Source organism: Peristeroidobacter soli (assembly GCF_004138485.1).
Lineage (GTDB): Bacteria > Pseudomonadota > Gammaproteobacteria > Steroidobacterales > Steroidobacteraceae > Steroidobacter > Steroidobacter soli.
The window spans coordinates 162,521-175,595 of the sequence record NZ_RYEV01000005.1; the positions used below are offsets into that span (position 1 = coordinate 162,521).

Here is a 13,075-nt window from a genome sequence, read left to right on the forward strand (position 1 = left end):
ACAATTTTTCCGAGGTTGGATATGGCACGTTTGAGCATTCCTGCTTTTCTGCTGGCCCCGCTGGCGCTGTCGGTTGCGTTGTTTGCGCCCGTGGCCGGCGCCCAGACGCAGTTGAAGATCGCCGTGGTCAACGTGCCGCGGCTGCTGGAGGAGGCCCCGCAGGCGAAAGGCGCCATGCAGGCCCTGCAGGACGAGTTCTCGCCGCGTCAGCGCGAGATGGCGGCTCAGCAGAAAGACCTGAAGGCCAAGGAAGAGAAGCTGTCGCGCGATGGCGCGGTCATGGCCGAGAACGAGCGTCGCAACTCCGAGAAGGAGCTGCGCGAGGGGCAGCGCGACCTGGCTCGCAAGCAGAACGAATACGTCGAAGACCTGAACGTGCGCCGTAACGAAGAGCTGGGCAAGCTGCAGAAGGCGTTGCTGCAGGAAGTGCAGACCTTCGCGCGCGCTTCGGGTTATGACCTGGTGGTCGGCGATGGCGTGCTGTTCGTCAATGAATCGCTCGACATCACCCCGCAGGTGCTGACCGCGTTGCAGGCTCGCGCCAAGACCGGTGCCGGTGTGAAGCCGGCGACGCCGCCCGCCAAGCCCGCGACTCCGCCGGCCAAGCAGTAACTGATGAGCGCGCATATCCATTCCGGGTTGCGCCGCTGAGCCGGGCGACGGCGATGTCCGCACAGCCCGGCCTCAGCCTGGGCGAGCTCGCCGTCCGCTTTGGCTGCATCCTCAAAGGTGATCCAGACCTGCGCGTGTCGCGGGTCGCAGCGCTGGAGAGCGCGGACGCCTCGTCGGTTACGTTTCTAGCCAATCCACGCTATCGCCGCTTCTTGCAGCAGACCAAGGCGGGCGTGGTCGTGCTCGATCCGAAGCTGGCCGACGAGTGTCCGGTGAACGCGCTGCTCGCGAAGAATCCGTATGCGACGTATGCGCGCATCGCGGCTTTGTTATATCCGCCGCCGGCGGCACCACCGGGACGACATGCCACTGCCGTGGTCGACGACTCCGCGCAGATCGATGCGAGTGCGTCGATCGGTGCGCACGCAGTCATCGGCGCGAGAGTGAAGATCGGTGCGCGCACAGTGATCGGACCGGGTTGCATCGTCATGGACGATGTGACGATCGGCAGCGACACGCGGCTCGCCGCGAATGTGACTTTGTGTATCGGCGTGTTCATCGGCGATCGTTGTCTGTTTCAGCCGGGCGTAGTGATCGGCGGCGACGGCTTCGGTCTCGCGCCGGATCAGGGTGAATGGTTGAAGGTCCCGCAGGTGGGCACGGTGCGCATCGGCAACGACGTCGAGATCGGTGCCTGTACCACCATCGACCGCGGTGCCATCGAGGACACCGTGATCGGCAACGGCGTGAAAATGGATAATCAGATCCAGATCGGCCACAACGTGCGCATCGGCGACCACACCGCCATCGCCGGCTGTGCCGGTATCTCCGGCAGCGCCGTGATCGGCAAACGGTGCATGATCGGCGGCATGGCCGGCATCGCAGGCCACCTGACCATCTGCGACGACGTGGTGCTCACCGGTAAAGCGTTCGTGAACAGCAGTATCCGTAAGCCCGGCTACTACTCCAGCGCCATACCGGTCGACGAAACGGCCCGTTTCCGCAAGAATGCCGCCCGCTTCCACCACCTGGACGACTTCGTCCGCGAGGTGCGCCGGGAGCGGGGCGCCGCCGACCAGCCCGCGGCCCCAGACGAACCCGAGGAATAACAAGGCTTCAGATGACCGAAAGCACCCAGACCGCCAGCGACGTGTTGACCATGGACATCCACGAGGTGATGCGCCGGCTGCCGCATCGCTATCCCTTCCTGCTGGTGGATCGAGTGCTCGAATGCGTTTCCGGCAAGCACATCCGGGCGCTCAAGAACGTCACCGTCAACGAGCCGTTCTTTCCCGGCCACTTTCCGCACCGGCCGGTGTTTCCAGGCGTGATCATTCTCGAAGCGCTGGCCCAGACCGCCGGCATCCTGGCGTTCGTGACCGCCGGCGTGTATCCGGACGAGCACCGTCAGCTGTACTTCGTCGGCATCGACAAGGCGCGCTTTCGCAAGCCGGTCGAGCCGGGCGACCAATTGATCCTGAAGGCGACGCTGGAGCGCTCGATCCGCGGCATCTGGAAGTTCTCCACGATCGCCGAGGTCGATGGCCAGGAGGCGTGCAGCGCCGAGATGATGGTTGCCCCCGGCGAAACGCGTAAGTAATCAGAGTTGCCACGATGGCTATTCATTCCACAGCGCTGATCGATCCCAGCGCGCAGCTCGCGCCGGATGTGCAAGTTGGCGCATACACTGTCATCGGCCCCGGCGTCGTGATCGGCGCGGGCACCTGGATCGGGCCGCACGTGGTGGTCGACGGTCCGACCACCATCGGTTGCGACAACAAGATTTTTCAATTCGCCTCGATCGGCGCGGCGCCCCAGGATCTCAAATACAACAATGAGCCGACGCGGCTCGAGATCGGCGACCGGAACACGTTCCGCGAGAACACCACCATCAATCGCGGCACCACCAAGGATCAGCTGGTCACGCGCATCGGCAGCGACAATCTGTTCATGACGGGCTCGCACGTCGGTCACGACTGCGTGATCGGCTCGCACTGTGTGCTGGCGAACTACGGCACGCTCGGCGGTCACGTGATCATCGGCGACTGGGTGCACATGGGCGGCTTCGCTGGCATTCATCAGTTCTGTCAGGTCGGCGCGCATGCGTTCATCGCGAACAACACCGCGGTGACGCGCGACGTGCCGCCGTTCGTGATGGCGGTGGGGCGTCCCGCCGAGCCGCACAGTGTGAATTCGGAAGGGCTGAAGCGTCGCGGCTACTCGCCCGAGCAGATCAGGAACATCCGCGATGCCTATCGCATCCTGTATCGCTCGCAGCTGAAGCTGATCGAAGCCACCGAACAGATCGAAGCGCGCGCCAAGACTCAACCCGAGCTGCAGCCACTGATCGATTTCCTCAACGACTCCACGCCGCGTCGCGAGCGAGTGGGCATCGTCAGATAGCAGAGAAGGTGCCTTCGGCGTGATCACAGCGACGTTCGTGACTGCGATTGCAGTCGATTTGTTGGTTACAGTGCGGTGTCTTTTTGAACGGCCGCACCTCCGGCGTAATTACAGCCACATCCGTGGCTAATCCAACCGTTGCCGTGCCTGGATCGGTAGTGACTTCTTCCGACGCTCCACTCATCGTTCTGGTCGCCGGCGAGGCATCAGGCGACAATCTCGGTGCCCAACTGATCATAGCGCTGCGCCAGCGCATTCCGCAGGCACGCTTCGCGGGGATCGCCGGCTCGCGCATGGTTGCCGCGGGCTGCGAGGCCTGGGAGCGCATGGAAAACCTGTCGGTGATGGGGCTGTTCGAAATCATTCCCCATCTGCCGCGCCTGCTGAAAATCCGGCGACAACTGATCGATCGCGTGCTGGCCGAACGGCCCGCCGTGTACGTCGGTGTCGACGCGAAGGAATTCAATCTGCGCATCGCGCCACGCTTCAAAGAGGCGGGCATTCCCACGGTTCAATACGTCAGCCCCCAGGTCTGGGCCTGGCGGCAGGGGCGCGTGAATACGATCGGCAGAGCGGTCGACCTGGTGCTGTGTCTGCTGCCGTTCGAGAAACCGTTTTACGACACGCATTCGGTGCACGCGGAATTCGTCGGCCACCCGCTCGCGGACGTGGTGCCGATGGAGCTGAGCGCCGAGACCGCGCGCTATCAGCTGGCCTTGCCCGAGAGAGGTCAGTACGTCGCGGTGCTGCCCGGCAGTCGACAGGGCGAGGTGTCGCGCCTCAGTCCGGACTTCGCGCAGACCATGGCGTGGCTGCTTCATGAACGGCCGCAGCTGCGCTTCATCGCGGCGCTGGCCAATGAGCCGGCCCGCAGAATTTTCGAGGAGGCCCTCGAACGTGCTGCCCTCGGCAACCCGGCGCTGCTCGACCGGGTGACGCTGATCAACGGCCATGCGCAGACGGTGATGGCCGCCAGCGACGTCGTGCTGCTCGCCTCGGGCACCGCCACCCTGGAAGCGACCTTGGTGAAGCGCCCGATGGTGGTGGCTTATCGCTTGGGGATGCTGACAAGTTTTCTGCTCAAGCATTTGAAACTCTTCAAGGCGCCGTTCTTCGCCCAGCCCAATCTGTTGGCGGGTCGGGAGCTGGTGCCGGAGTTCTTCAACGCCGAGGTGCGCGCCGAGGTGCTCGGGCCCGCGGTGCTTCAGCAATTGGAACGTGCCGATCGCGACCAGCTCGTGCAAACTTTCACCTCCATTCACGAGACCCTCCGGCGCGACGCCAGCGCGCGCGCGGCGGACGCGATCGTGGATTTGTTGGTGAAGCGTCGCTTGTCGGTGTAAATAACTGCGATGGCAGCATCTCAACGGGCAACATCTCAACGGACGATGGCCTTGCCGTTGCAGGCGCCCGGCTTGGTCGCCGGCGTCGATGAGGCAGGGCGCGGGCCACTGGCGGGACCGGTGGTCGCCGCCGCGGTCATCCTCGATCCGCGCCGCCGTATTCGCGGCATCAAGGACTCCAAGCAGCTCGAAGCTGAAGAGCGCGAAGCACTTGCGATCAAGATCCGCGCTGCTGCGCTGTCCTGGTCGGTCGCCTGGGCCGACGTCGAAGAAATCGATTGCCACAACATCCTGCAAGCCACGCACCTGGCGATGCGCCGTGCATTGATCGGCCTGCACATCCAGCCGGGCCACGTGCAGATCGATGGCAATCTGTGCTGCTCGTTCCTCGGGCTGCCGATGAAGTGCAGCTACGAAGCGATCATCGATGGCGACGCGCTCAAGACCTGTATCGGTGCCGCGTCCATTCTCGCGAAGACCACGCGCGATCGGATGATGGTCGAGCTGGATGCGCTCTATCCCGACTATGGATTCGCGTCCCACAAGGGCTACAGCACGCCGCAACACTACAGGGCGCTGAAGCGTCATGGCCCGACGCCCATTCATCGTCGCAGCTTCGAGCCGGTGCGGCTCGCCGCCGAGCGGCGCCTGTCGCTCGCCGACATGGGCGAGATGGTGGCCGACGTGTCCGAGACTCCGCTGGCGGTCGGGCTGTAAGCGGTGTCTGCGTTCGTCCATCTTCATCTGCACACCGAGTACTCGCTGGTCGACAGCGTGGTGCGCATCACCAGCGAAGGCGAGGGCATCCCCGGCCTGATGGATGCAGCCGCGGCGGCGAAGATGCCGGCGGTCGCGCTCACCGATCAGAGCAATCTGTTCGCGATGGTGAAGTTCTACAAGGCGGCGCAGTCCGCCGGTGTGAAGCCCATCATCGGTGTCGATCTGCGCGTCCACGAAACCGGCGAGCGCACCGAGCCGTCGTCGCTGGTGCTGCTGTGTCAGAGCGCGCTCGGTTACAACAATCTTTCCAAGCTGGTCAGCAGGTCCTATCTGGAAGGCCAGAAGAAGGGCGTGGCGATGGTCGATCGCAGCTGGCTCACGCCCGAAGACTTGAAAGGTCTGATCGCGCTGTCCGGTGCGCGCGAAGGCGATATCGGTCGCGCCATCCTCAACGGCCGCAACGACGAGGCCAATAGCGCGCTGGATTTCTGGCTGAGCGTGTTCGGCGATCGTTTCTATCTGGAACTGCAACGCACCGGCCGCGAAGGCGATGAGCGTCAGGTGCAGGGGGCGCTGGACCTCGCCATCGAGCGCGGCGTCCCTGTGGTCGCGACCAACGACGTGCGCTTCATCCGCCGCGAGGATTTCGAATCTCACGAAGCGCGAGTGTGTATTCACGACGGCGCGTTGCTGGCCGATCCGAAGCGTCGCCGTCGTTACTCCGAGCAGCAATATCTCAAGTCGCCGAAGGAAATGGCCGAGCTGTTCAAGGACGTGCCCGAGGCGCTCGAGAACACGGTCGAAATCGCGCGCCGCTGCAGCCTGGAGCTGAAGCTCGGCAAGAGCGTGCTGCCGAAATTCCCCACGCCGGGCGACATGCCGGTCGACGACTTCCTGCGCGAGCAGTCGCGCAACGGTCTGGCTCGACGCCTGGTGCAGCTGAAGACGACGCCGGTCCAGGGGCGCGTGATTACCGACGAGGAATACACGGAACGTCTGGAGATCGAGCTGGGCGTCATCATCCAGATGGGCTTCCCCGGCTACTTCCTGATCGTCGCGGACTTCATCAAGTGGGCGAAGGAGAACGGCGTGCCGGTCGGACCGGGCCGCGGCTCCGGCGCGGGCTCGCTGGTGGCGTTCTGTCTGGGCATCACCGATATCGATCCGCTGCGCTACGACTTGCTGTTCGAGCGCTTCCTGAATCCCGAACGCGTCTCCATGCCCGACTTCGACGTCGACTTCTGCATGGACGGTCGCGACCGCGTCATCGATTACGTCGCGCGTCACTACGGGCGCGAGCGCGTCTCGCAGATCATCACTTACGGCACCATGGCGGCGAAGGCCGTGGTGCGCGACGTGGCGCGTGTGTTCGGCCAGAGCTATGGCTTCGCCGACTCCATCGCCAAGCTGATTCCGTTCGAGCTGGGCATCACGCTCAAAGACGCGCTCGCCAAGGAAGAAGAGCTGCGGCGCCGCTATCAGAACGAAGAAGAGACCCGCGCCATCCTGGACATGGCGATGTCGCTCGAAGGCCTGGTGCGCAACGCCGGCATGCACGCCGGTGGCGTGGTCATCTCGCCGTCCGTGCTCACCGACTTCTCGCCGTTGTTCTGCGACGAGAACGGCCAGAGCGTGGTGACCCAATTCGACAAGGACGACGTCGAGCAGGCCGGCCTGGTGAAGTTCGACTTCCTGGGGTTGCGCACGCTCACCATCATCGATTGGGCGTTGAAGGTCATCAACGCCCAACGCGCGCAGCAGGGCGAGCCGCCGCTGGACATCAACGCGCTGCCGATGGATGACGTCGCGACGTTCGATCTGCTGAAGCGCTACGAGACCACCGCGGTGTTCCAGCTGGAATCGCGCGGCATGAAGGATCTGATCCGCCGTCTGCAACCGGACTGCTTCGAAGACATCGTCGCGCTGGTGGCGCTGTTCCGTCCCGGCCCGCTCGAGTCGGGCATGGTGGACGACTTCATCGCACGCAAGCGCGGCACCACGACGGGGCCGATCGATTATCTGCATCCGGATCTGAAGCCGGTGCTCGCGCCGACCTACGGCGTCATCCTGTATCAAGAGCAGGTGATGCAGATCGCGCAGGTGCTCGCCGGCTACTCGCTCGGCGGCGCCGACCTGCTTCGTCGCGCGATGGGTAAGAAGAAGCCCGAGGAAATGGCCAAGCAACGGACCATTTTCGTCACGGGCGCCACCGGGCGCGGTGTCGATCAGGCACAGGCCGAACACATCTTCGACCTGATGGAGAAATTCGCCGGTTACGGCTTCAACAAATCGCACTCGGCCGCGTACGCGTTGCTGACGTATCAGACGGCGTGGTTGAAGGCGCACTATCCGGCGGCCTTCATGGCGGCGGTGCTGTCCTCCGATATGGACAAGACCGACAAGGTGGTGACGCTCATCGACGAAGCGCGGCGCATGAAGCTGAAGGTCGAGCCGCCGGATGTGAATTTCTCGCAGTTCATGTTCACCGTGTCGGGCGAACGCACCATTCGCTACGGCCTGGGCGCGATCAAAGGCGTCGGCCAGAACGTGGTCGACGAGTTGGTCGAGAGCCGAAGCAAGGAGCCGTATCGCGACCTGGCGGATATGTGCCGGCGCAGCGACGCGAATCGAATGAATCGACGCGTGCTGGAAGCGTTGATTCGCTCCGGCGCGACCGATTCGCTCGGCGCCAATCGTGCGACGCTGATGCATTCGCTGCCCTCGGCGATGCAGCTCGCCGATCAAACCATTCGTGCGCGCGCGGTCGGTCAGAACGACATGTTCGGCTTGATGGACACGAGTCCGACGGCGGCGCCGCAGGTCGTTACCGAGGTGCTGCCGGACTGGAGCCGCCGCGTGCGCCTGGACGGCGAGCGCGACACCCTCGGTCTGTATCTCACCGGCCATCCATTCGAAGAGTTCGAAGCGGAGGTCAAGCCCATCACCAGCGGTCGTATCGTCGACTTGACCAGCGACCGGCCGGCGCCGGCCCAGGAAGGCAGCTTCCAGCAGTTCAAGGGCAAGCCGGTGACGGTGGGCGGCATGGTGTTCGACGTCGGCAAGCGCGGCCAGCGCGTGATTTTCACGCTCGACGATCGCAGCGCTCGCATGGAAGCGTCGATGTTCGAAGATCAATGGCAGCAGTACCGCACGGTGATCGCCAAGAGCGCCATCGTGATCGTCGAAGGCCAGCTGCGGTTCGACGAATACATCGAAGGCTGGCGCTTGAACGCCAAGAAAGTCATCGATATCGATCAGGCCCGTGAGCTGTATGCCAAGCGCCTGGCGATCCGCTGGCCGCCGGGGCTGGATGCGGCCGGTCAACGCGGCTTCCTCAAACAACTCGAACAGACGCTGCGCCCGTTCCGCGGCGGCCGCTGTGCGGTCGCGGTTTACTACACCGGTTCCGCTGCGCGAGCCGAGCTCGTGCTCTCTCAAGAGTGGCAGGTCAAACCGACGCGCGAGGTGACGGAACGGCTGTCGCAGCTGTGCGGGCACGACGGCTTCAAGCTGATTTACGGGCCGGCTGGTGGCGGCAATGGTCGGGGTGGTGAGTAGTTAGTCGTTGGCGGTTTACGGTGAGGTCGGAGATGATGTCTCCAACTCACAGCCGCCGACCGTTCCGTGCCACCCCAGCGACTCTTCGTTCTCATCGCCGGCAACTTCTTCGTCGCCACCAGCTTCCTGAGCGTCGGCGGCCTGCTCAACGATATTTCCGCGTCGTTGCAGATTCCCGTTCATCAGGCCGGCCTGCTGATCGCCGCCTTTGCCCTGGCGGCTGCCATCTGCGCGCCGACACTGGCCACGCTGGGTTCCCACATCGACCGACGCAAGTTGCTCACCGGCTCGATGGCGGTCGGCGCGCTCGCGAATTTTCTGGCAGCGCTCAGCCAGACCTACGATCACTTGATGTGGGCGCGCGTGCTCGCGGCCGTGACTTCCGCCGTTTACACGCCGCAGGTGGCTGCGACGCTGACCATGCTCACGCCGGCCGGGGAGCGGGCGACGGTGCTTGCCAAGCTGATGGTCGGCTGGTCGGTCGGTGCCGTGCTCGGCAATCCCATTTCCGTGTTGATCGCGTCGCTGTCGTCGTGGCGCATGTCGTTTGCATTCATCGGCGTGGCCAGCGCCGTGATTGCGATTTTCATCTGGCGCTCGCTGCCGGCCAACGTGATGGTGCCGCCGCTCAACTGGGTTCGCTGGTTTCAGGTCCTACGCTCGCCCGCGCTGCGCTGGCTGACGGCGGCCACCGGACTCACCAATGTTGGCAGCGCCATCATGATGAGTTACATCGCGCCCATCGTCAAAGAAGTGCAGGGGATCTCCGGTCCCGCGCTGGCGCTGCTGTTGTTTACTGCCGGCGGCGGGGCATTGCTCGGCAATCTGCTCAGCGTTCGTATGGTGCGTCGGTTCGGTGCAACCCTCGTCGCCTACCGCTGTAACATTTCTTCCGCGACCATGCTGTTGTTGTGGCCGCTGTTCTCGCTCTGGTTCGTGACCATCTATGTCGCGCAATTTCTATGGAGCTTCGGCAGCTCCGGCTTTCCAGCCGTACAACAGGCGCGACTGGCCGCAGTTGCTCCCATGCTTGCCGCCGCCACCATCGCGCTCAATTCTTCCGTGACTTATTTCGGCATGGCGATCGGGGCAAGCATCGGCTCGACCGCGTGGACCGTGGTGCCGGCGCGTTTCATGTCGTGGGTTGGGTTTGTCTTCGTCATCGGCGCCCTGGCATGCTCGGTGATGGGCGAGCGCGCCGCGCAGCGGGAAGCTATGGGATGAGCAGCAGATTGTCTGCGTGGCTTTGGGCGTTCCTCGCATGCGTCGTGTTGTTGATTTACACCGCGGATGGTTACGTTGCCGTGAATCTCATGCCCAAGGGCAGGGCGTGGCGCGTCGACAGCGCAACGTTGAGTGAGCTACGACTAACGGTCGGCGAAGGCTTCCACGGGTTATGCAGGGCGGTATGAAGTCGATGCGGCAACTGGCACGGTGACTCACGTGCTTGCGGTCAGTCTGGATCCCGCTGATGCAGGACGCCGGCTGGTGCGACGTTACGTTCTGGACGCAGACACACTCAAACTCTCGGGGAAATGGACTCATCGAGGCAAGGAACTGGTGTTCACGGCGATCTGGCGCCGTGCGCGATGAATAAAAAATAACTGACACCGGTGGCACGAACATCCAGCTATCAAGCGCTCTGCGAAATACGCACAATCAGCGATCGGGCGTCGATGGCGGCCGAATTATGACAATGAATGATGGCCATCGAGCGGCACGGAGCTGTTCTGAGCGTTTTCGGGTGTCGATAGGGAGCCGGCATGTTCTTTCCATCTTCCGGAGCAAATCCGGAGCGGGCGTCGCGGTATTGGTTGATCGTCGCTGCCATGTTTGTTTTTCCGCAAACCGCCAACGCGTGTGCTTGTCAACCGGCGCCGAAGGTTGATCCGGCAAAGGTCAAGAAATCGGTCGAGTGGCTGCTGACCAACCGGACCAACGTATTGAGAGTGCGTGCGCTCCGGCGCGTGAGCGACAAGGAATACTCGTTCGAATTCGCCGTGATCGAGTCGTGGAAGGGCGACTACCAGGCCGGCGATGCCATCGTCGCCTCATCGATCGCCTTCGCCGATTGCCGCCAGCCGGTGGAGGTCGGCGACGACCTGGTGGTCAGCTTCAACGAGCTCGGCAAGGCCAACTTCGCCAAGGACACCTGCCCCGATCGTTTTCAGGAACGGCGCCGCGAGCTCGAAGCGGAGTATTTGAAGAAGCTGTCGCCGAAATATCGCTCGCCCGAAGCGGCGGGATGACGTTTACTGATCGGGTGTCAGGGCGAGAGGCAGATCGCGGTCATGGAACGACGGGATCTCACTTCAGGCATTTTCACCATCAGTGACGTCCTGACCGCGGAGGAGTGTCGCGAACAGGTCGCGTTGGCGGATCGGCGGGGTTTCGAGGTTGCCACCATCACCGCACAGGATGGACCGCTGCTGAATACCAAGATTCGTAACAACGATCGGGTCATCGTGGATGATGTCGAGCTGGCGCAGCGTCTCTGGACGCGTGTCGGCAAGTTGATTCCGCGCCGGAGGCATGGCCGGCAGGTGCGGGGGTTGAACGAGCGCTTGCGCTACTACCGTTACACGCCCGGACAACAATTCACCTGGCACTACGACGGAGCATTCCAGCGCGACAACGGCGAGCAGAGTCTGCTGACCTTCATGATTTATCTCAACGAGGGATATGAAGGCGGCAGCACTCAATTCGAATCGCTGGAGGTAGCGGGCAAGCAGGGCATGGCACTGCTGTTCGAGCACGAGCTGCTTCATCAGGGCGGCAGGGTGACCGCGGGCGTCAAATATGTGCTGCGATCCGATGTGATGTATGGCCCGCTGAATGCGGTCCGCCTGAAATGAGGCGGGTGTCGCGCGCGGCGAGGTGAGCCGCCGCGCGCGCGCAATCACACAAACTCAGTCGGCCTTCACAGCCTCGATCTGAATCTGCAGATCGACGTTCTGCTTGAAGCCATAGCCCTTGCCATAGTCCACGCCGAACTCGTCGCGGTTGATCTTCGCGCTGGCATCGGCGCCGCAGGTTTCTTTCTTGGTCATCGGGTTCGGCTTGCACAGGAAGCTGTTGATCTTGAGCTTGACCGGCTTGGTCACGCCGTGCAGGGTGAGGCTGCCGTCGACTTCGGTCGGGGCGCCGTTCTTGAAGTTGGTCAGCTTGCCGGTGTAGGTCGCATTCGGAAACTGCGCGACGTTGAAGATCTCGGCGCCCTTGGCGTGCTCGTTCAACTTGTCGTGGCCGAAGTCGATGGCCGACATGTCCATCTTCACATCGACGGTGCCGGTGGCGGCGGCGGTGTCGAGCGTGACGGTGCCGGAGCTGCTGTTGATCTTGCCGCGCCAGTTCGAGAGTCCGCCAAAGTGGTCGGCGGTGAAGCTCGGGAAGGTGTGGTTGGGATCGATGTTGTACTTGACCGGAGCGGCGCTCACGGTGCCCGCAGTCAGCGCGGCGGCTGCGACTGCCAGGGCGAGCAGGGACGATGATTTCATGCAGGTCTCCATTGGGGCTGCCGCACCGGCAGCGGTTGAGTCGAAGCGTCAGCCGCCGGCGCGCTTGGCTTTGAAGCCGCGCGTCGTCAGCTCTTGAACCAGTTTGTCGCGATGGTCGCCCTGGATTTCGATGCGACCGTTGTCGACCGCGCCCCCCGAGCCGCACTTCTTCTTGAGCTCGGTGGCGAGTGCCGCGAGTTGATCGGGTGGCAGACCGAGCCCGGCGATCACAGTGACCCCTTTGCCTTTACGTCCCGCGGTCTCGCGGCTGACGCGAACCACGCCGTCGCTGGCGGTCTTGCCGGGCGTGCCTTTCTTGCAAACGCAGTCACGCACCGGGCGCTGGCAGTTGGGACAGCGCTCGCCGACGTCGGTGGAGTACACGATGCGGCTGGAGGTCATGGGGCGGAAAGAGGCACGGTTTGCATGGCGCGAAAGTGTTGCGGCTTTCACGAGCCGGCGCAACTGCAGGTCGCACGCCGGGGCCATGTAAGATGGGATAAGTCTTATGCCACGGAGGAATGAACCATGTTCGGTCTGATCGGGAAGATGATCGCCGCCCCGGGTCAGCGCGAGGCCTTGATCGCCATCCTGCTCGATGGCATAGCAGGCATGCCGGGCTGCCTGAGCTATGTGGTGGCGCGCGACGTGACGGATGAGCACGCGATCTGGGTCACCGAAGTCTGGGACAGCAAGGACAGTCACGCGGCGTCGTTGCAGTTGCCGTCGGTGCGGGCGGCCATCGCGAAGGGCAAGCCGTTGATCGCGGGCTTTGGCGACTACGTGGCGACCGAACCTGTCGGCGGCGTCGGTCTGCAAGATGAATAATTATTCAGGTACCGTCGGCACGCGCCGACGCCACCTGCTTCTGCAACAATTCGTTGCATTCTGAAACGACCCCGCGGTGACCGCTTTGTCACACTGATCCCGTTTTGGCGACGA

13 protein-coding genes and 1 pseudogene are annotated in these 13,075 nt (G+C 63.3%); 12 read left to right on the top strand and 2 right to left on the bottom strand.

The annotated features are described in order from the left end of the window. Positions 1-21: 21 nt before the first annotated feature. The 11 genes and pseudogenes from EKO19_RS22205 to EKO19_RS22255 all read left to right on the top strand — a co-directional run bounded on the left by EKO19_RS22205 (position 22) and on the right by EKO19_RS22255 (position 11,491). Positions 22-612 (top strand): OmpH/Skp family outer membrane protein, encoded by a 591-nt coding sequence (locus EKO19_RS22205; protein WP_157995395.1) that lies wholly within the window; start codon positions 22-24, stop codon positions 610-612. A 53-nt stretch (positions 613-665) separates the two neighbouring features. Continuing rightward, positions 666-1,721 carry a UDP-3-O-(3-hydroxymyristoyl)glucosamine N-acyltransferase gene (gene lpxD / locus EKO19_RS22210; RefSeq protein WP_129778690.1) on the top strand — a complete coding sequence of 352 codons (1,056 nt, stop codon included), beginning with the start codon at positions 666-668 and terminating at the stop codon, positions 1,719-1,721. 11 nt (positions 1,722-1,732) lie between these two features. Continuing rightward, the gene (fabZ, locus tag EKO19_RS22215; protein WP_407676661.1) at positions 1,733-2,212 is read left to right on the top strand and encodes a 3-hydroxyacyl-ACP dehydratase FabZ; all 480 of its coding nucleotides are present in this window, start codon (positions 1,733-1,735) and stop codon (positions 2,210-2,212) included. Positions 2,213-2,226: 14 nt separating this feature from the next. Then, positions 2,227-3,015, top strand: a complete 789-nt coding sequence (gene lpxA, locus EKO19_RS22220) for an acyl-ACP--UDP-N-acetylglucosamine O-acyltransferase (protein WP_129778691.1) — start codon at positions 2,227-2,229, stop codon at positions 3,013-3,015. Between the two features lie 158 nt (positions 3,016-3,173). Next, positions 3,174-4,358: a lipid-A-disaccharide synthase gene (gene lpxB, locus EKO19_RS22225; RefSeq protein ID WP_129778692.1), complete on the top strand. Its 1,185-nt coding sequence runs from the start codon at positions 3,174-3,176 to the stop codon at positions 4,356-4,358. Positions 4,359-4,403: 45 nt separating this feature from the next. Beyond that, on the top strand, positions 4,404-5,075 hold the full coding sequence (gene rnhB, locus EKO19_RS22230; RefSeq protein ID WP_217705520.1) for a ribonuclease HII: 672 nt from the start codon (positions 4,404-4,406) through the stop codon (positions 5,073-5,075). 3 nt (positions 5,076-5,078) lie between these two features. Then, positions 5,079-8,636, top strand: coding sequence for a DNA polymerase III subunit alpha (gene dnaE / locus EKO19_RS22235; protein ID WP_129778694.1), 3,558 nt, complete (start codon positions 5,079-5,081; stop codon positions 8,634-8,636). Positions 8,637-8,702: 66 nt separating this feature from the next. Continuing rightward, positions 8,703-9,860 (top strand): MFS transporter, encoded by a 1,158-nt coding sequence (locus EKO19_RS22240; protein ID WP_129778695.1) that lies wholly within the window; start codon positions 8,703-8,705, stop codon positions 9,858-9,860. 165 nt (positions 9,861-10,025) lie between these two features. Then, positions 10,026-10,229, top strand: a pseudogene (locus EKO19_RS39980) (lipocalin-like domain-containing protein); the annotation flags it as partial. 170 nt (positions 10,230-10,399) lie between these two features. Then, positions 10,400-10,885: a hypothetical protein gene (locus EKO19_RS22250; RefSeq protein WP_129778696.1), complete on the top strand. Its 486-nt coding sequence runs from the start codon at positions 10,400-10,402 to the stop codon at positions 10,883-10,885. A gap of 42 nt (positions 10,886-10,927) precedes the next feature. Further along, complete coding sequence (locus EKO19_RS22255) at positions 10,928-11,491, top strand: 2OG-Fe(II) oxygenase (RefSeq protein WP_129778697.1); 564 nt, start codon at positions 10,928-10,930, stop codon at positions 11,489-11,491. Positions 11,492-11,545: 54 nt separating this feature from the next. On the opposite strand, the gene EKO19_RS22260 is transcribed toward EKO19_RS22255, so the two are convergent. Both EKO19_RS22260 and EKO19_RS22265 read right to left on the bottom strand, forming a co-directional pair. Further along, positions 11,546-12,133, bottom strand: a complete 588-nt coding sequence (locus EKO19_RS22260) for a YceI family protein (RefSeq protein WP_129778698.1) — start codon at positions 12,131-12,133, stop codon at positions 11,546-11,548. A gap of 48 nt (positions 12,134-12,181) precedes the next feature. Next, entirely contained in the window at positions 12,182-12,535 is a 354-nt protein-coding gene (locus EKO19_RS22265; RefSeq protein ID WP_129778699.1) for a translation initiation factor Sui1, read from the bottom strand. A 126-nt stretch (positions 12,536-12,661) separates the two neighbouring features. Here EKO19_RS22265 and EKO19_RS22270 point away from each other — a divergent pair, with 126 nt between their 5' ends. Next, a complete protein-coding gene (locus tag EKO19_RS22270; RefSeq protein ID WP_129778700.1) occupies positions 12,662-12,961 on the top strand; it encodes a putative quinol monooxygenase in 300 nt (99 codons plus the stop codon). Positions 12,962-13,075: the final 114 nt, after the last annotated feature.